Here is an 18,250-nt window from a genome sequence, read left to right as displayed (position 1 = left end):
CGTCGGATTCGCCAAGCGGAAAACAATGGCGCATCTTAGAACTTCCTGGCGCGTTGGAGAATGCAATGACCGATAAAGCGTTCGCTCAGGCTGATCCTGAATGGCTGACATTGATCAGCGCGGCCCGTGAATGGCTGTCCGGCCCTATCGGGCAATTTCTGCTGGACGAAGAACGTCGCATGCTCGAAGACGAGTTGGGACGGTTCTTCGGTGGCTACCTGGTGCATTACGGCCCGTCGGCCCAGACGCCGCCGTCGGCGCCGCAAGTGCAGCGCAATGTGCGGCTCGGCGCGCCGTTGCCGGGTGTCGAGATCGTCTGCGAAGAGCAGGCGTGGCCTTTGAGCGAGCATGCCGCCGATGTGGTGGTGTTGCAGCATGGGCTGGATTTCTGTCTGTCGCCCCACGGTTTGCTGCGTGAAGCGGCGAGCAGCGTGCGGCCCGGCGGGCATCTGCTGATCGTCGGGATCAACCCCTGGAGCACCTGGGGCTTGCGTCACGTTTTTGCTCACGATGCCTTGCGCAAGGCTCGCTGCATCTCCCCGTCGCGGGTCGGTGACTGGCTGAACCTGCTGGGCTTCGCGCTGGAGAAACGCCGCTTCGGATGCTATCGTCCGCCGCTTGCGTCACCCGCCTGGCAGGCTCGTCTGGCCGGTTGGGAGCGCAAAGCCGGTGACTGGCAACTCTCGGGTGGCGGCTTCTATTTATTGGTTGCGCGCAAGATCGTGGTGGGCCTGCGGCCCGTCCGTCAGGAGCGGCGCGAACCGATGGGCAAGCTGATTCCATTGCCGATGGCCAAGGTCAATCGTCGCCGCATCGATCCGTAAGACACTTTTTATTTTTCCGGCCGGGCTTGCCCCGGCCTCGGGCATCGTCGATCACCGATCGGCGAGCCACCGCATTTTCTGGATAGATTGGCATGAGCGATAGCGTAGAACTGTTCACTGACGGCGCCTGTAAAGGCAACCCTGGCCCTGGCGGCTGGGGCGCTTTGCTGGTGTGCAAGGGTATTGAAAAAGAACTGTGGGGCGGCGAAGCCAACACCACCAACAACCGCATGGAGCTGATGGGCGCGATCCGCGGCCTTGAAGAACTCAAGCGCTCCTGCGACGTGCTGCTGGTCACCGACTCGCAGTATGTGATGAAAGGTATCAACGAGTGGATGGACAACTGGAAGAAGCGCGGCTGGAAAACCGCTGCGAAAGAACCGGTGAAAAACGCTGATCTGTGGAAGTTGCTGGATGAGCAGGTCAATCGCCACAACGTCACCTGGAAATGGGTGCGCGGGCACATTGGCCATCACGGCAACGAACGCGCCGACCAATTGGCCAACCGTGGCGTGGATGAAGTGCGCGGTTACAAACAAGCCTGACTGCTGAATCCCCTGTAGGGCTGTGTAGGAGCTGTCGAGTGCAACGAGGCTGCGATCTTTTGATCTTGTCTTTAAAAACAAAGTCAAAAGATCGCAGCCTCGTTGCACTCGACAGCTCCTACAGGGGGCGTGTTCACGGCATCAAGACGCCAGTCACCTGGCGGCGCGGCGTGTTAACATCGCCGCTTTTGCACGAATGACCCGTTGAGAGCTGAGCACTGATGGCCACCAGATCCGTTGTACTCGATACCGAAACCACCGGCATGCCGGTGACCGACGGCCACCGGATTATCGAAATCGGTTGTGTCGAGTTGATCGGTCGGCGCCTGACGGGCCGGCATTTCCACGTTTACCTGCAACCGGACCGCGAGAGTGATGAAGGCGCCATTGGCGTCCACGGCATCACCAACGAATTTTTGGTCGGCAAGCCGCGCTTCACTGAAGTCGCCGATGAGTTCTTTGAATTCATCAAGGGTGCGCAGCTGATCATCCATAACGCGGCGTTCGACGTTGGCTTCATCAACAACGAATTCGCCCTGATGGGCCAGCACGATCGTGCGGACATCACGCAGCACTGCTCGATCCTCGACACCCTGATGATGGCCAGGGAACGTCACCCGGGGCAGCGCAACAGCCTCGACGCCTTGTGCAAACGCTATGGCGTCGACAACTCCGGTCGTGAACTGCACGGCGCCTTGCTCGACTCCGAGATCCTTGCCGACGTTTACCTGACCATGACGGGCGGCCAGACCAGCCTGTCCCTGGCCGGTAATGCTTCCGACGGTAATGGTTCCGGGGAAGGTGCGGACAACTCCGCCACCGAGATCCGCCGTCTGCCGGTCGATCGTCAGCCGACGCGTATCATCCGTGCCAGCGAAGATGACCTGGCCCAACACGTGGCACGCCTGGAAACCATCGCCAAATCCGCCGGCGCCCCATCGCTCTGGCAGCAACTGGCCGAGGCCAAGGCTCAGGCGTAGCGCTTCGGGAAAAGATCGCAGCCTCGTTTCACTCGACAGCTCCTACAGGGTTATGCATTCCGTTGTAGGAGCTGTCGAGTGAAACGAGGCTGCGATCTTTTGATCTTGATCAAGCGTAACGCGCCCGATGACCCATTTCAGTGCATCACACTCGCCACATGCGCTCGAACCCTCTACCCTGAGGTGATTGGCGGACCACGGTCTGCCGCCTCAGGACACTGAGCCCCATGTATAAAGATTTGAAATTCCCGGTCCTGATCGTCCATCGCGACATCAAGGCCGACACCGTCGCCGGTGATCGCGTGCGTGGCATCGCCCGGGAGCTGGAGCAGGAAGGCTTTAGCATTGTCTCGGCGGTGGATTACACCGAAGGGCGTCTGGTCGCTTCGACCCATCACGGTCTTTCCTGCATGTTGATTGCGGCCGAAGACGCCAGCACTCACTCTCATCTATTGCACAACATGGCCGAGCTGATTGGCCTGGCGCGGGTCCGTGCGCCCGACTTGCCGATATTCGCGCTGGGTGAGCAGGTGACCCTGGAGAACGCCCCGGCCGACGCCATGGCCGAACTCAATCAGCTGCGCGGGATTCTTTATCTGTTCGAAGACACCGTGCCTTTTCTGGCCAGGCAGGTCGCTCGAGCGGCACGCAAATATCTGGATGGTCTGCTGCCGCCGTTTTTCAAAGCGCTGGTGCAGCACACGGCCGACTCCAATTATTCCTGGCACACGCCCGGCCATGGCGGCGGTGTGGCGTACCACAAGAGCCCGGTGGGTCAGGCGTTTCACCAGTTCTTCGGGGAAAATACCCTGCGATCCGATTTATCGGTGTCGGTGCCGGAACTCGGTTCTTTGCTCGACCACACCGGTCCGCTGGCAGAAGCCGAGGCCCGTGCTGCCCGCAATTTCGGCGCCGATCACACTTTCTTTGTGATCAATGGCACCTCGACCGCCAACAAAATCGTCTGGCATTCGATGGTCGCTCGCGATGACTTGGTGTTGGTGGATCGCAACTGCCACAAGTCGATATTGCACTCGATCATCATGACCGGCGCCATTCCGCTATACCTGTGCCCGGAGCGCAATGAGCTGGGGATCATCGGCCCGATTCCATTGAGCGAATTCAGTCGCGAATCGATTCAGGCCAAGATCGACGCCAGCCCGCTGACCAAGGGCCGGGCGCCCAAGGTCAAGTTGGCGGTGGTGACCAATTCGACGTACGACGGCCTCTGCTACAACGCTGAGCTGATCAAGCAGCAACTGGGCAATAGCGTCGAGGTTTTGCACTTCGATGAAGCCTGGTACGCCTACGCGGCGTTTCACGAGTTCTTCGCCGGACGTTACGGCATGGGCACTTCCCGCAGTGAAGGTGGCCCGCTGGTGTTCACCACCCATTCCACCCACAAACTGCTGGCGGCGTTCAGCCAGGCGTCGATGATTCACGTCCAGGACGGCGGCGCGCGGCAGCTGGATCGGGATCGCTTCAATGAAGCATTCATGATGCACATCTCGACCTCGCCGCAGTACAGCATCATCGCTTCGCTGGATGTGGCGTCGGCCATGATGGAAGGCCCGGCCGGGCGATCGCTGTTGCAGGAAATGTTCGACGAAGCGCTGAGTTTCCGCCGGGCGCTGGCCAATTTGCGTCAGCACATCGCCGCTGACGATTGGTGGTTTTCCATCTGGCAGCCGCCGTCGGTGGAAGGCATCGACCGCGTGATCACCGACGACTGGCTGCTGCAACCCGACGCCGACTGGCACGGCTTTGGCGGCGTGACCGACGACTACGTGCTGCTTGATCCGATCAAGGTCACGTTGGTGATGCCGGGCCTGACGGCAGGCGGCGCCCTTAGCCAGCGCGGGATTCCGGCGGCGGTGGTCAGCAAATTCCTTTGGGAACGTGGGTTGGTCGTTGAAAAGACCGGGCTGTATTCGTTCCTGGTGCTGTTCTCCATGGGCATCACCAAGGGTAAATGGAGCACGCTGCTGACCGAGTTGCTGGAGTTCAAGCGCAGCTACGATGCCAATGTCAGCCTCGTGACGTGCCTGCCGTGCGTGGCACAAGAGAATGTCACGCGCTATCAGGGCATGGGGTTGCGCGATCTGTGCGATCAACTGCACGCCTGCTATCGCAGCAATGCCACGGCCAAACACCTGAAACGCATGTACACCGTGCTGCCGGAAGTCGCGATGAAGCCGTCTGACGCCTATGATCAATTAGTGCGTGGCGAGGTGGAAGCGGTGTCGATCGATGCTCTGGACGGGCGGATCGCCGCTGTCATGCTGGTGCCGTATCCGCCGGGCATCCCGTTGATCATGCCGGGCGAGCGTTTTACCGAGTCGACACGCTCGATCATCGACTACCTGGCATTTGCCCGTACGTTCGACAGCAGCTTCCCCGGGTTTATCGCTGATGTACACGGATTGCAACACGAAGACGAGGGCAATGGACGGCATTACACCGTTGATTGCATCAAGGAATGAGGACCTTTCCCAGTATGCAACCGATCATGAATCCGAAATACCCAGGGCTGTCGGTGCGCGTTGCCGACGATGGTTTTGCAGCCTACATCTGGGGCAGTGATTTCAGTTTTGAAGTCGCGGCCTACGGTGCCGCCGAAATCGGTAAACCGGTGGAGCAGTGGCCGGTGACGCCGATCACGCCCTATCGAAAGTGCTACGGCATCGATCCCGAGGAGTTCAGCAGTTTCCGCGATGCCGCTGACAGCGCGATCTTCATGGCTTATCTCGATGATGAGCCCGTGGGTCACCTGGTGGTCAGCACCAACTGGAACGGCTTTGCCCATATCGACGAGTTGGCGGTGCATGCGCCGGCGCGCCGTCATGGTGTGGCCAAGGCGTTGCTGGATGTGGCGCAGTTCTGGAGTCGCAAAAAGAAACTGCCGGGCATCATGCTCGAAACCCAGAACAACAACCTGGGGGCCTGTCGGCTCTATGAGCGCCGCGGTTACGTCTTGGGCGGAATCGATCATCTGCGCTATCGCGGGATCGATCCGAACACCGCCGAAGTGGCGCTGTTCTGGTATCGATTGTTCGATAATCCGCTGGAAACCCCGGTTAGTTCGCCAACATCGCCACGGCTTGTTCCGTGATGATGCCCAGCAATGCCTGAATCGCTGGCGATGGCTCGCCATTCTTGAGGGTCAAGGCATACAGGCTGATCGGCACGGCCGGCGCCAGCGGGCACGCATCCAGCCCGGCCGATTTCGCCCCGAGGGCGGTGAAAGGGTCGACGATGGCCAGGCCTTCGCCGGCCTCGACCATGCTGCGCATCATCTGGTGAGTCTGTACCCGGGTTTGAATGACCGGGGCAGGGCGCAGGGCATGCAGCTTGTTTTCCAGCGCCGGGCTCAGCGGATCATGACCTTCCAGACCCACCATCGATTGGCCGGCCAGGTCCTGCAGAGAGATGTACTTTTGTTTGGGTTGCAACCAGCCGTGGGGTGCCAGCAGCTGAAGTTTGCCTTGGGCGATCACCTGGCAATGAATGTCGGCGTGATCGGGGTCATGCAGGCTCAGGCCCAGATCGCTTTCACGCAGCAGCAGGTTTCTGACGATCTCGCGGGTAGGTTGACTCAGAAGGGTGCAAGGCGCGTCAGGAAGGCGTCGGCGCAGGGCGGCAATGCTCTGTGGCAATAGCTGCTGTGCCAGGGGCGGTGTGCAGACAATTCGCAAGGGCGGAGCCTGATATTGCTTGAGGCTGTTGGCCAGCCGCTGAACCGGCTCGAGCGCTTCATAGACGTGGGCGATCTGGGCCTGCAACTCCCGCGCCTCGCGCGTGGCCTGCAAGCGTCCACGCACGCTGGAAAACAGCATGAAACCCAACTGATCCTCGGCGTCGCGCAGAATTCCTTCGACTTCGGCCACAGGCAACTGCAGCCATTCGGCGGCGGTGCCCAGGTGACCGGTCTGCAGGAGCGCCTGGATCACTTCGATATGACGTAAACGCATGCGTGAAGTCCATATTCAGCAGGTGAGGGAGTCAGTGGCTGAATCCTAACTCAAGTGCGCGCATATGACTTCTGCTCATAACACGGGGTTATGAGGCGATGGTAGTTTCCGGCCGGCTGCCGACATAGGTGTCGGGCTCGCGCACGATGGTCACGTCCGATTGAACCAGCAGAAATTGGTTGTCATCGAGCTTTTTGACGCGATCGCCAATGGCCAATTTGTAGGTGGTGACAGGCACCGAGCCAGTGAGACCGTCTGCCGACGGGGTGGATTCCTGGAACTCATGCACGGAATAAACGCGGCCTTCCGCGTCTCTTGCATGGAACTGACCGACGAGTACTGCTGCCATCTGCTTAGAACCTCTGGGGATAAATCACTCAATTTGCGGCTCTGTAGACCGTGGTTGGGCGAGGTAAGTTTTCCTACAGGAAAAAAATAGTCAGGGGCGGCGTTTTTCAGTCGCCCACGGGTTGAATCGTCATCTATAACTACAAGCTCTTTCCATCGGACAGTCGAGAATCTTCCATGAGCAACGTCTATACGATCGCTGTACTGGTCGGCAGCTTGAGAAAGGAATCGATCAATCGCAAGGTGGCGCTGGCCCTGGCCAAGCTGGCGCCTGCCAATCTCAAACTGGTTATCGTCGAAATCGGCGATCTGCCGCTCTACAACGAGGACATCGATGGTGCTTCACCGCCGGCAGCCTACAGCACTTTCCGGGAACAAGTGAGCTCATCCGACGCGGTGCTGTTCGTGACCCCCGAATACAACCGTTCGGTGCCTGCGCCGATGAAGAATGCGATCGATGTGGGTTCACGTCCCTATGGCAAGAGTGTCTGGAGTGGAAAACCTGGCGCGGTGATCAGTGCTTCGCCGGGCGCTATCGGCGGTTTTGGCGCTAACCATCACCTGCGCCAGTCCATGGTGTTTCTGGATGTGCCGTGCATGCAGCAACCGGAAGCCTATCTGAGCGGTGCCGGTTCAGCGTTCGACGAGGCGGGTAACCTGTCCGAGTCGCTCAAACCGTTTTTGCAAAAATTCATCAATGCTTATGGTCTTTGGGTCGAACAACATAAGAAGGAGTGACAACTCCTGTGTAGGAGCAAGCTTTGCTCCTACAAGGGTTCGGTATGGCACACCGACCTGTCCCCCGATGCGTTTAGGAGCAGGGGAGCTAGTTTGGGCTTTACTCCGCTCGTGCATTGCGGCTGAATCGCGGTTTGTTTTCCGACAAGGCTGCACTGCATGCTGATCGCATCGTTGATTTTCCTGCTGACCATCACCTTGGTGATCTGGCAGCCAAAAGGCCTTGGCGTTGGCTGGAGTGCGGTATTCGGTGCGGTCCTTGCGCTGATTTTCGGGGTAGTACACCTCAGTGACATCCCGCTGGTGTGGCAGATTATCTGGAACGCCACCGGGACCTTTGTCGCGCTGATAGTCATCAGTCTGCTGCTGGACGAGGCGGGGTTCTTTGCCTGGGCGGCGTTGCATGTGGCCCGTTGGGGGCGGGGCAGCGGACGCAAGCTGTTTGCTTATATGGTGCTGCTTGGTGCGTTGGTGTCGGCGTTGTTCGCCAACGACGGGGCAGCGCTGATTCTCACACCCATCGTAATTTCCATGCTGCTGGCGTTGCGCTTTTCCCCGGCGGCGACCCTGGCGTTCGTCATGGGCGCTGGTTTCATCGCGGATACGGCGAGTTTGCCGTTGGTTGTGTCGAACCTGGTGAACATCGTTTCCGCGGACTTCTTCCATATCAGTTTCAACCGTTACGCGGCGGTGATGATCCCGGTCAACCTGGTGAGTGTCACGGCGACCCTGGCGATGCTGATGTGGTTTTTCCGTCGTGACATTCCCAAGGACTACGACCCCGAGCAACTGGCGCATCCGGCTTCTGCGATCCACGACCATGCCACGTTTTATGCCGGTTGGGCCGTGTTGGTGATTCTGCTGCTCGGCTGCTTCGCGCTGGAACCGCTGGGAATTCCGATCAGTGCCATTTCTGCGGTGTGCGCGGCGTTGCTGCTGGCCATTGCCGCCCGTGGTCACAAGATTTCCACGCGCAAAGTCATTAAAGAAGCGCCCTGGCATATCGTGATTTTCTCGCTGGGCATGTACCTGGTGGTGTATGGCCTGCGTAACGCGGGGCTCACGGGGTATCTGGCCGGATGGCTGGATGGTTTTGCCGGCTACGGCGTGTGGGGCGCGGCCATGGGCACCGGCGTTCTGACGGCGCTGCTGTCGTCGATGATGAACAATCTGCCGACGGTGCTGATCGGTTTGCTGTCGATCGATGCCAGCCAGGCGACCGGGGTGGTGAAGGAGGCGATGATCTACGCCAACGTCATTGGCAGCGACCTGGGGCCGAAGATTACGCCGATCGGCAGTCTGGCGACGCTGCTGTGGTTGCATGTGCTGGAGCGCAAGAGCATCCGGATCGGCTGGGGGTATTACTTCAAGGTCGGGATTGTGCTGACGGCGCCTGTTTTGCTGGTGACGTTGGCGGCTTTGGCGTTGCGGTTATCCATTTAAATCGAGTTGGCCCCATCGCGGGCAAGCCTTGCTCCTACAGGATTTGTGTCGTTCGCAAAATTCGTGATCGACACAAATCCTGTAGGAGCAAGGCTTGCCCGCGATGAGGCCGGCCCAGACACCCACTAAACTCAGCCACTGCCAGGAACGTTAGGCCAAAGATCCGCCACCAGAAACAGCCGCTCGGCTTCTTCCCAATCGCCCTGGGCGTTTTCTGTGAGTCGCACCAGCAACTGCGCCGGGGCCGTTGGCTCCAGATCGCTGAGCCAGGCATTCAGCTGTTCAGTGCTCCAGGTATGCTCCACCGGATAGTGCGCCGGCGCCAGCCAGGCATGGCGGGGCAGGGGTTGCCAGCGACCGAATGGGCGTTGCACGACAAAGTCTGCCCAGTCCTTCTGGTGCAGCCAGCTACCACGTAAATGCTGGGGATGTGCGCCATTCGGTGGCTCGGCCGGTCCCGGCCACGGATACAGCAAATAGCCGCCCAGCCACAAATGTGCACTGAACTGCTGGATATCCAGCGCCGCCAATACTTCGCGGCTTTCCGGGCGCGCCGAAATCGGTAATTGATGCTGCGTCAGATGGGCCAGTTTGCGGTCCAGCCGATCGTGGCAACCGGGGCCGAGCCACTGCGCCGTGTCGTGTCCGTTGCCATTTTGCGGGCCAAGGTAAAGTTTGATCGCCAGTTCCAGATGATGCACGCCGTCACGATCACGCAGCAGCATGTCCAACTCGCCCAGCGTGTGGCCTTCGCGGCGGATCGGCATGTTGGCGGCAATCAGGTCGATACCCGGCGCGTGCCGCACGGCGTATTGCCAGAGGCGTTCGTAGTACAAGCCCAATCGCCGGGTTCGGGCCTGCGCCAGCCAGTGCAGCAAGTCATAACTGTCACGATCCAATTGCCGCAACCACAATTCGAGCCGTTCCGGTGCCTGCACCCAGTCACTGCCGGTCAGCGGATGACGCTGCGGCCACGCCGTGACGCCGAGCATCGGCGGCGCGAGGATAACCCACGCCAGGTCGCGCACTTCGGGGTGGCGCAACTGGTGGGGTAACTGCAGCAAATCGGGAAATAGGATCATCTTGCGAGCATAGCCTCAATCGTGAGTACACCGTTGTGGCTGAAAGGATTTTGTCTATCCTGCGCTTTCGCCCATAATCGTGTTTTTCGCCGCCGCGCAGGAACCTCATGGAGCAATTTCGTAATATCGGCATCATCGGTCGCCTGGGCAGTTCTCAGGTGCTGGATACCGTCCGCCGACTGAAACGGTTTCTGCTCGATCGTCACCTGCACGTGATCCTCGAAGACACCATCGCTGAAGTCTTGCCGGGTCATGGCTTGCAAACCTCGTCGCGCAAGATGCTCGGCGAAGTATGTGACATGGTGATTGTGGTCGGTGGTGACGGCAGCCTGTTGGGCGCCGCTCGCGCGCTGGCCCGGCACAATATTCCGGTGCTCGGCATCAACCGTGGCAGCCTGGGCTTCCTGACCGATATTCGCCCCGATGAGCTGGAAGTCAAAGTCGCCGAAGTGCTCGACGGCCACTATCTGGTGGAGAACCGCTTCCTGTTGCAAGCCGAAGTTCGTCGTCACGCCGAGGCCATCGGTCAGGGCGATGCGCTGAACGACGTGGTGCTGCACCCCGGCAAGTCAACGCGGATGATCGAGTTCGAGTTGTACATCGACGGCCAGTTCGTCTGCAGCCAGAAGGCCGACGGCCTGATCGTCGCCACGCCGACCGGTTCGACCGCCTACGCGCTGTCGGCGGGCGGGCCGATCATGCATCCCAAGCTCGACGCTATTGTGATTGTGCCGATGTACCCCCATACCTTGTCGGGCAGGCCGATTGTGGTCGATGGCAACAGTGAGCTTAAAATCGTCGTGTCCAAAGATATGCAGATTTACCCGCAAGTCTCCTGTGACGGGCAGAACCATTTCACCTGCGCGCCGGGTGACACCATCACCATCAGCAAGAAGGCCCAGAAGCTGCGGCTGATTCACCCACTGGACCACAACTATTATGAAGTCTGCCGGACCAAACTCGGCTGGGGCAGCAAGTTGGGTGGTGGAGGCGACTGATGCTCGATCCCGCGCGAAGCTACGACCTGATCGGTGACGTGCACGGTTGCGCTCTGACCCTTGAGCACTTGCTCGACCGGCTCGGTTATCAAAAACACGCTGGCGTCTGGCGGCATCCGTCGCGCATGGCAGTGTTCGTCGGCGACATCATCGACCGCGGCCCGCGGATTCGCGAAGCGCTGCACATCGTTCACGACATGGTCGAAGCCGGTCAGGCGCTGTGCATCATGGGTAACCATGAATTCAACGCCCTCGGCTGGAGCACACCGGCGCCTCCGGGCAGCGGCAAGCAGTTCGTGCGTGAACACACCCCGCGCCATGCGCGTTTGCTGAACGAAACCCTGACCCAATTCGAAGACCATCCGACTGACTGGCATGACTTCCTGCAATGGTTCTATGAGATGCCATTGTTCGTCGATGCCGGGCGTTTCCGGGTGGTGCATGCCTGCTGGGATGCGGGGCTGATCGAACCCTTGCGCGCGCTATTCCCCAACGGTTGTGTCGATGAACATTTCCTCCAGGCCTCGGCCGTACCGGGCAGTTTCGCCTGCACCGTGTTCGACCGCCTGCTGCGCGGCACTGACATGCGCTTGCCTCATGGTCTGACAATGACCAGTGGCGATGGCCTGACGCGTTCGTTCTTCCGCACCAAGTTCTGGGAAGACGACCCGCAAACCTACGGAGACATCGTGTTCCAGCCCGACGCCTTGCCCGAACCCGTGGCCCGGACGCCGCTGTCGTCCACTGAAAAAAACACCTTGCTGCGCTATGGCGTCGATGAGCCTTTGTTGTTCGTGGGCCACTACTGGCGTAGCGGCAAACCGGTGCCGATCCGGCCGAACCTGGCCTGTCTGGACTACAGCGCGGTGCTTTACGGCAAATTGGTTGCCTATCGTCTGGACCAGGAAACCCGTCTCGACCCGCATAAATTTGTCTGGGTCGATGTCGAGCGTCCGGAGGTGCTGCGATGAGTGCCGTTGCTGTTTTGCGGCTGCCGCTGGCGGTGGACTTGAGCGGGTTCGTCAAACTGTTGCAGCGCATGCAAGTGCCGCATCGGGTCAGCGAAGAGGCGGGTGAGCAAGTGCTGTGGGTGCCGGCCAACATCAGCGAAGACGTGCGTGTGTTGTACGAACGTTTCCCGGCCGGTGATCCCGATCAACAGCTGGACATTCCGGTGGCGCAAACCATAAAGCGCCCAGGTTTCGTCGAGCAACTGCGTCACGCCAAGGCGACAGCGTTCGTGTTGCTGCTGAGCCTGCTGGTCGGCGCGGTGACGCTGCTGGGCGAAAACCTCGACACGATGCGCTGGCTGACCTTCCTCGATTTTCGCGTTGTCGGCGAGTACATCCACTTCGTGCCATTGGCTGACAGCCTGGCGGCGGGGCAATGGTGGCGTCTGGTGACACCGATGCTGATCCATTTCGGCATCCTGCACCTGGCCATGAACGGCATGTGGTATTGGGAACTGGGGCGACGCATCGAGTCGCGCCAGGGCAGCATCAACCTGATCGGCCTGACCTTGCTGTTCGGCCTGGTCTCGAACTACGCCCAGTTTGTTTTCAGTGGTCCGACGCTGTTTGGCGGGTTGTCCGGCGTGCTGTACGGCCTGCTCGGGCATTGCTGGATCTTTCAGCTGTTGTCGCCCAACCCGGCTTATCGCCTGCCGCGCGGCGTGCTGGTGATGATGCTGGTATGGCTACTTCTATGCCTGTCCGGGCTGGTCTCGATGATCGGCTTCGGTGAAATTGCCAACGCGGCCCACGTCGGCGGGTTGCTCGTCGGATGCTTGACCGGCTTGTTGGGTGGTTTGTACAACCGCCGTAAACTGGCCGTCTAACTAGTTATGTCAATAAAGAGCGCGGAGCCCTTGATGTCCTCTTTTAACGAAATGATCAACAACATCACACCCGATATCTACCAGAGCCTGAAACTGGCGGTGGAAATCGGTAAATGGTCCGACGGTGGCAAACTCACCGCCGAACAACGCGAACTGTCGCTGCAAGCGATGATCGCCTGGGAAATCCAGAACCTGCCCGAAGACCAGCGCACCGGTTACATGGGCGTGCAGGAGTGCGGCTCCAAGTCGATCGAAGTGCCGAATATCCTGTTCAAATCGGATGCCGTCCATTGATCGAGATTGGCCGCGGTGCAATCAGCAAAATGTCGGCGCGCCTTGACGGGCCGAACGTGCAGTACGCGTTTCGTCTGGATGACGTCGAGGTGCCGGTCAATCCCTTGATCGGCACCACGGTGCGCCTGGAATACCTGGGGGCGATTCATTGCACCCATTGTGGACGCAAGACCAAAACCAGTTTCAGTCAGGGTTACTGCTACCCGTGCATGACCAAACTGGCCCAGTGCGACATCTGCATCATGAGCCCGGAGCGTTGCCACTATGACGCTGGCACCTGCCGTGAGCCGGAGTGGGGCGAGAAGTTCTGCATGACGGATCACATTGTGTATCTGTCCAACTCTTCGGGGGTGAAGGTCGGGATTACCCGCGCCACCCAGCTGCCGACCCGCTGGATCGATCAGGGCGCCCGTCAGGCCTTGCCAATCATGCGTGTCTCGACCCGTCAGCAGTCGGGCTTCGTCGAAGACCTGTTCCGCAGTCAGGTGGCGGACAAGACCAACTGGCGTGCGTTACTCAAGGGCGATGCGGTGTCGGTCGACCTGGCGCAGGTTCGTGATCAGCTGTTCGACAGTTGCGCCGAAGGACTGCAAAGTTTGCAGGAACGATTCGGCCTACAAGCGATCCAGACTATTACCGATGTAGAAACGCTCGAAATCCGCTATCCGGTCGAGCAATACCCGGCCAAGATTGTCAGCTTCAACCTGGACAAGAATCCGATCGCCGAAGGCACGCTGTTGGGAATCAAGGGGCAGTACCTGATTTTCGACACCGGCGTAATCAATATTCGTAAATACACGGCCTACCAGCTCGCCGTGCATCAGTAAGGACTCCAGCATGCGCACCGAACAACCGAAGATGATCTACCTGAAGGACTATCAGGCGCCCGAGTACCTGATCGACGAGACGCACCTGACCTTCGAGTTGTACGAGGACCACAGCCTGGTCCATGCGCAACTGGTGATGCGCCGCAATCCCGAGCGTGGCCCGGGCCTGCCACCGCTGGTGCTGGATGGCCAACAGCTTGAATTGCTGTCGGTGAACCTGGCCGACAGCGAGTTGACCGCCGCTGACTATCAGTTGACGGAAAACCACCTGACCCTGCACCCGACCAGCACCACCTTCACGGTCGACACCAGCGTCAAGATCCATCCGGAAACCAACACTGCGCTGGAAGGCCTGTACAAATCCGGCACGATGTTCTGCACCCAGTGCGAGGCCGAAGGCTTCCGCAAGATCACCTATTACCTCGACCGTCCGGACGTGATGAGCACGTTCACCACCACGGTGGTTGCCGAGCAGCACAGCTATCCGGTGTTGCTGTCCAACGGCAACCCGATTGCCTCAGGTCCCGGCGAAGACGGCCGTCACTGGGCGACCTGGGAAGATCCGTTCAAGAAACCTGCCTACCTGTTCGCGCTGGTGGCCGGTGATTTGTGGTGCGTCGAAGACACCTTCACCACCATGACCGATCGTTCCGTGGCGCTGCGCATTTATGTCGAACCGGAAAACATCGACAAGTGCCAGCACGCCATGAACAGCCTGAAGAAATCCATGCGCTGGGACGAAGAGGTGTACGGTCGCGAGTACGACCTGGACATCTTCATGATCGTCGCGGTCAACGACTTCAACATGGGCGCCATGGAGAACAAGGGCCTCAACATCTTCAACTCCAGCGCCGTGCTGGCCCGCGCCGAGACTGCGACCGACGCCGCGCACCAGCGGGTCGAGGCGATTGTTGCCCACGAGTACTTCCACAACTGGTCGGGCAACCGCGTGACCTGCCGCGACTGGTTCCAATTGTCGCTGAAGGAAGGCTTCACCGTGTTCCGCGATTCGGGCTTCTCTGCCGACATGAACTCGGCCACGGTCAAGCGCATCCAGGACGTGGCGTACCTGCGCACCCACCAGTTCGCCGAAGACGCCGGCCCCATGGCTCACGCCGTACGCCCGGACAGCTTCATCGAGATTTCCAACTTCTACACCCTGACCGTGTATGAAAAGGGTTCGGAAGTGGTCGGCATGATCCATACCTTGCTCGGCGCCGAAGGCTTCCGCAAAGGCAGCGACCTGTACTTCGAACGCCATGACGGCCAGGCCGTAACCTGCGACGACTTTATTAAAGCCATGGAAGACGCCAACGGTGTCGACCTGACCCAGTTCAAGCGCTGGTACAGCCAGGCCGGCACACCGCGTTTGGCGGTCAGCGAGTCCTACGATGCGGCGACGAAAACCTACAGCCTGACGTTCCGTCAAAGCTGCCCGGCAACCCCGGACAAGGTTGAGAAGTTGCCGTTCGTGATTCCGGTCGAATTGGGCCTGCTGGACGCCAAAGGCGCGGCCGTTGCGTTGCGTCTTTCCGGTGAAGCCAGCGCTCAGGGCACTTCACGGGTCATTTCGGTGACCGAAGCCGAGCAGACGTTCACCTTCATCGACATCGCGGAACAGCCATTGCCTTCGTTGCTGCGTGGCTTCTCGGCGCCGGTGAAACTGAGCTTCCCGTACAACCGCGATCAGCTGATGTTCCTCATGCAACACGACAGTGACGGTTTCAACCGCTGGGATGCGGGTCAGCAATTGTCGGTTCAGGTGCTGCAAGAGCTGATTGCTCAGCAGCAAAAGGGCGAGACACTGGTGCTGGATCAGCGTCTGATTTCTGCCTTGCGCACCGTGCTGTCGGACGAGACGCTGGATCAGGCGATGGTCGCGGAAATGCTCTCGCTGCCGGGCGAGGCGTATCTGACCGAGATCAGCGAAGTGGCTGACGTTGACGCCATTCACATCGCTCGCGAGTTTGCTCGCAAGCAATTGGCAGAAAGTTTGTTCGAGGCGTTGTGGCTGCGTTATCAGGCTAATCGCGATCTGTCGAAGAAAACCCCGTATGTAGCTGAGGCCGAGCACTTCGCTCGTCGCGCGTTGCAGAACATTGCGCTGTCGTACCTGATGCTTAGCGGTAAACCGGAGGTGTTGGCGGCGACACTTGAGCAGTTCGAGGCCAGCGACAACATGACCGAGCGCCTGACGGCGTTGGCGGTGCTGGTCAATTCGTCGTTCGAAGGCGAGAAAGCCAAGGCCCTGGCGAGTTTTGCAGAGCATTTCAAGGACAACCCGCTGGTCATGGATCAGTGGTTCAGTGTCCAGGCGGGCAGCGTGTTGCCTGGTGGTCTGGAGCGGGTCAAGGCGTTGATGCAGCATCCGGCTTTCAATATCAAGAACCCGAACAAAGTGCGTGCACTGGTCGGCGCGTTTGCCGGGCAGAATCTGATTAATTTCCATGCTGCCGATGGTTCGGGTTATCGGTTCCTGGCGGATCTGGTGATCGAGTTGAACGGGTTTAATCCGCAGATCGCTTCTCGGCAGTTGGCGCCGCTGACTCGCTGGCGCAAGTATGACGATGCGCGTCAGGCGTTGATGAAAGGTGAGCTGGAGCGGATTCGTGCTTCGGGTCAGTTGTCGAGCGATGTGTTTGAGGTGGTCAGCAAAAGTCTGGCCTGACTTTGGGTTCGCTCCTACAGTGGTTCGCCTGAATCCTGTAGGAGCTGAGCTTGCTCGCGATGGCGGCCTGACAGCCGACCGGGATTTTTGATGGTGTACATATCCATTTCTGCGGTAACGGCCACTTAGGGGTTCGCCCTTACGGCGACTCACTTTTTTTTCAAACGCCAAAAAAAAGTAAGCAAAAAAAGGCTCGGGTATGACTCACCCACATAGGTAACAAAACAGTTCAAGCACATAGGTAACAGTTTTTAACTGGTACTGGTCGATTCCGAGGATCTGACCATGCCGTGGCGAGAGCTGAAACCTATGGACCTGAAAGTGATGTTCATCGCCGACTATTTGTCCGGGCGACTCAACTTCAGCCAACTCTGTGCGGCTCACAGCATCAGTCGCAAAACCGGTTACAAGTGGGTGGCGCGCTACAACGCGGACAGCGTTAATGGCTTGGCGGAATGCAGTCGCAAGCGGCATTCCCAAGCTCAGGCGGTGCCGTTTGCGGTCAAGGAGGCCATTCTTGAGCTACGCGCCCAAGGACAAACCACTCCGGGCCCGAAGAAAATTCAGACGGCCTTAAGTGAGCGTTTTCCGGATCAGCCCCCGCCCTCGAAAACCACGATCTACAACGTGCTAAAAAAGGCGGGGCTGGTGACGCCGCGGCGTTTACGTCAGCGTGTCGCTGTCTATCCCAAACCGCTTCAGAAGGCCGATCGCCCAAACCAGCTCTGGAGCGCTGATTACAAAGGTCAATACCTGACGGGAGACGGTGTCTGGTGTTACCCGTTGACGGTAATGGATCACTCCAGCCGATTCTTGTTGGCCTGCGAAAGCATGCCCAGCACGACCTTCAAGGCCGCTAAGGCGACCTTTGAAAGGCTGTTCAGGACTTACGGGATGCCTGAACGTATTCGCACGGACAATGGCGTTCCTTTTGCCAGCGGAGGACGTGCTGGTTTATCACAGCTATCCATCTGGTGGGCCCATCTGGGCATCATCCATGAAAGGATTCAACCTGGTCGACCAGAGCAGAACGGGCGGCATGAACGCATGCACCGCACGCTGAAAAGTACACTGCCAAGACCGCCGGAAATTGAGTGGGGAGCCCAGCAGAAGCATTTTGACCTGTTCATGCAGCACTACAATCATGAACGTCTTCATGAGGCTCTGGGGCAGAAAACACCGGGCTCGTGCTACACAAGCTCTTTACGAGCTTATCCGGAAAAGCTGCCGGAGATGAGATACCCAAGCCATGTTGAGGTTTACCGGACGGACTCAAACGGGGTGGTGAACAAAGGAAGGCTTAGAATCTATGTTGGCTATGTGCTTAAACATGAAATAGTCGGATTGGAGAGCGTCAGCGAGGGTGTTTGGGACATCATTTTTGGGCCGGTAGTACTAGGCCGCGTTGATGAAAGGGACGCCAAAGATGCTTATCTGACGCTCAAAGTAATCAGAAATAAGTGATCAGGTGTTACCTATGTGACTGAACTGTTTTGTTACCTATGTGGTTGATCCCTTCACTCGCCCCGAGCGTCCGGCCCCTCGCTTAGGCTCGGCGTTCCTTCGTTCCGGTATTCATCTGGGGGCATCGCCTCCGGTCGGCTTCGCTTCGACCTCCTCTCGATGTGTTCGACTTCGTCGAACGGCGCTACGCGCCTTCCCCCCAGATGAACACCTCCACTCAGCCTCCCGAAG

Annotated in this window: 17 protein-coding genes; 14 read left to right on the top strand and 3 right to left on the bottom strand. The window is 59.0% G+C overall.

Translation table 11 applies throughout. From position 1 onward, the window contains the following. Nucleotides 1-65: 65 nt before the first annotated feature. The 5 genes from PMI27_RS21120 to PMI27_RS21140 all read left to right on the top strand — a co-directional run bounded on the left by PMI27_RS21120 (nt 66) and on the right by PMI27_RS21140 (nt 5,461). A complete protein-coding gene (locus PMI27_RS21120) occupies nt 66-824 on the top strand; it encodes a methyltransferase domain-containing protein (RefSeq protein ID WP_008152097.1) in 759 nt (252 codons plus the stop codon). Nucleotides 825-916: 92 nt separating this feature from the next. Continuing rightward, complete coding sequence (rnhA, locus tag PMI27_RS21125) at nt 917-1,369, top strand: ribonuclease HI (protein ID WP_008152099.1); 453 nt, start codon at nt 917-919, stop codon at nt 1,367-1,369. Between the two features lie 221 nt (nt 1,370-1,590). Beyond that, nucleotides 1,591-2,349 (top strand): DNA polymerase III subunit epsilon, encoded by a 759-nt coding sequence (gene dnaQ / locus PMI27_RS21130; protein WP_008152101.1) that lies wholly within the window; start codon nt 1,591-1,593, stop codon nt 2,347-2,349. Nucleotides 2,350-2,576: 227 nt separating this feature from the next. Then, on the top strand, nt 2,577-4,832 hold the full coding sequence (locus tag PMI27_RS21135) for an Orn/Lys/Arg decarboxylase N-terminal domain-containing protein (RefSeq protein WP_008152103.1): 2,256 nt from the start codon (nt 2,577-2,579) through the stop codon (nt 4,830-4,832). A 14-nt stretch (nt 4,833-4,846) separates the two neighbouring features. Continuing rightward, nucleotides 4,847-5,461 (top strand): GNAT family N-acetyltransferase, encoded by a 615-nt coding sequence (locus PMI27_RS21140; protein WP_008152105.1) that lies wholly within the window; start codon nt 4,847-4,849, stop codon nt 5,459-5,461. Here the strand turns inward: PMI27_RS21140 and PMI27_RS21145 are convergent. Further along, nucleotides 5,427-6,320 (bottom strand): LysR family transcriptional regulator, encoded by an 894-nt coding sequence (locus PMI27_RS21145; protein ID WP_008152107.1) that lies wholly within the window; start codon nt 6,318-6,320, stop codon nt 5,427-5,429. The two genes, PMI27_RS21140 and PMI27_RS21145, sit on opposite strands and share 35 nt — an antisense overlap. Before the next feature lie 88 nt (nt 6,321-6,408). Next, on the bottom strand, nt 6,409-6,669 hold the full coding sequence (locus PMI27_RS21150) for a hypothetical protein (RefSeq protein WP_008152110.1): 261 nt from the start codon (nt 6,667-6,669) through the stop codon (nt 6,409-6,411). A 176-nt stretch (nt 6,670-6,845) separates the two neighbouring features. On the opposite strand from PMI27_RS21150, the gene PMI27_RS21155 reads away from it, so the two are divergent. Both PMI27_RS21155 and PMI27_RS21160 read left to right on the top strand, forming a co-directional pair. Continuing rightward, nucleotides 6,846-7,406, top strand: coding sequence for an NADPH-dependent FMN reductase (locus PMI27_RS21155; protein ID WP_008152113.1), 561 nt, complete (start codon nt 6,846-6,848; stop codon nt 7,404-7,406). A 159-nt stretch (nt 7,407-7,565) separates the two neighbouring features. After that, on the top strand, nt 7,566-8,849 hold the full coding sequence (locus PMI27_RS21160) for an arsenic transporter (protein ID WP_008152115.1): 1,284 nt from the start codon (nt 7,566-7,568) through the stop codon (nt 8,847-8,849). Between the two features lie 131 nt (nt 8,850-8,980). Here the strand turns inward: PMI27_RS21160 and PMI27_RS21165 are convergent, their stop codons facing one another. After that, nucleotides 8,981-9,931 (bottom strand): DUF1853 family protein, encoded by a 951-nt coding sequence (locus tag PMI27_RS21165; protein ID WP_008152119.1) that lies wholly within the window; start codon nt 9,929-9,931, stop codon nt 8,981-8,983. A 107-nt stretch (nt 9,932-10,038) separates the two neighbouring features. Between PMI27_RS21165 and PMI27_RS21170 the strand changes: the two genes are divergently transcribed. The 7 genes from PMI27_RS21170 (at nt 10,039) to PMI27_RS21200 (ending at nt 18,019) form a co-directional block, all read left to right on the top strand. Continuing rightward, complete coding sequence (locus PMI27_RS21170; RefSeq protein ID WP_007906781.1) at nt 10,039-10,929, top strand: NAD(+) kinase; 891 nt, start codon at nt 10,039-10,041, stop codon at nt 10,927-10,929. Next, entirely contained in the window at nt 10,929-11,900 is a 972-nt protein-coding gene (locus PMI27_RS21175) for a metallophosphoesterase (RefSeq protein WP_008152122.1), read from the top strand. Before PMI27_RS21170 ends, PMI27_RS21175 begins: the two co-directional genes overlap by 1 nt. Continuing rightward, nucleotides 11,897-12,766, top strand: a complete 870-nt coding sequence (locus tag PMI27_RS21180; protein WP_008152125.1) for a rhomboid family intramembrane serine protease — start codon at nt 11,897-11,899, stop codon at nt 12,764-12,766. Before PMI27_RS21175 ends, PMI27_RS21180 begins: the two co-directional genes overlap by 4 nt. Nucleotides 12,767-12,799: 33 nt before the next feature. Next, a complete protein-coding gene (locus PMI27_RS21185; RefSeq protein WP_008152127.1) occupies nt 12,800-13,060 on the top strand; it encodes a YeaC family protein in 261 nt (86 codons plus the stop codon). Beyond that, a complete protein-coding gene (locus PMI27_RS21190) occupies nt 13,057-13,887 on the top strand; it encodes a DUF2797 domain-containing protein (RefSeq protein WP_008152129.1) in 831 nt (276 codons plus the stop codon). The genes PMI27_RS21185 and PMI27_RS21190 overlap by 4 nt, the downstream gene beginning before the upstream one ends. 10 nt (nt 13,888-13,897) lie before the next feature. After that, complete coding sequence (pepN, locus tag PMI27_RS21195; protein ID WP_008152130.1) at nt 13,898-16,555, top strand: aminopeptidase N; 2,658 nt, start codon at nt 13,898-13,900, stop codon at nt 16,553-16,555. A gap of 285 nt (nt 16,556-16,840) precedes the next feature. Further along, nucleotides 16,841-18,019: an integrase core domain-containing protein gene (locus PMI27_RS21200; protein WP_008154498.1), complete on the top strand. Its 1,179-nt coding sequence runs from the start codon at nt 16,841-16,843 to the stop codon at nt 18,017-18,019. Nucleotides 18,020-18,250 lie beyond the last annotated feature (231 nt).

Source organism: Pseudomonas sp. GM41(2012), assembly GCF_000282315.2.
Taxonomy (GTDB): Bacteria; Pseudomonadota; Gammaproteobacteria; order Pseudomonadales; family Pseudomonadaceae; genus Aquipseudomonas.
The sequence above is the reverse complement of the archived record's forward strand: the minus strand, read 5'-3'. Positions and strand labels throughout refer to the sequence as shown.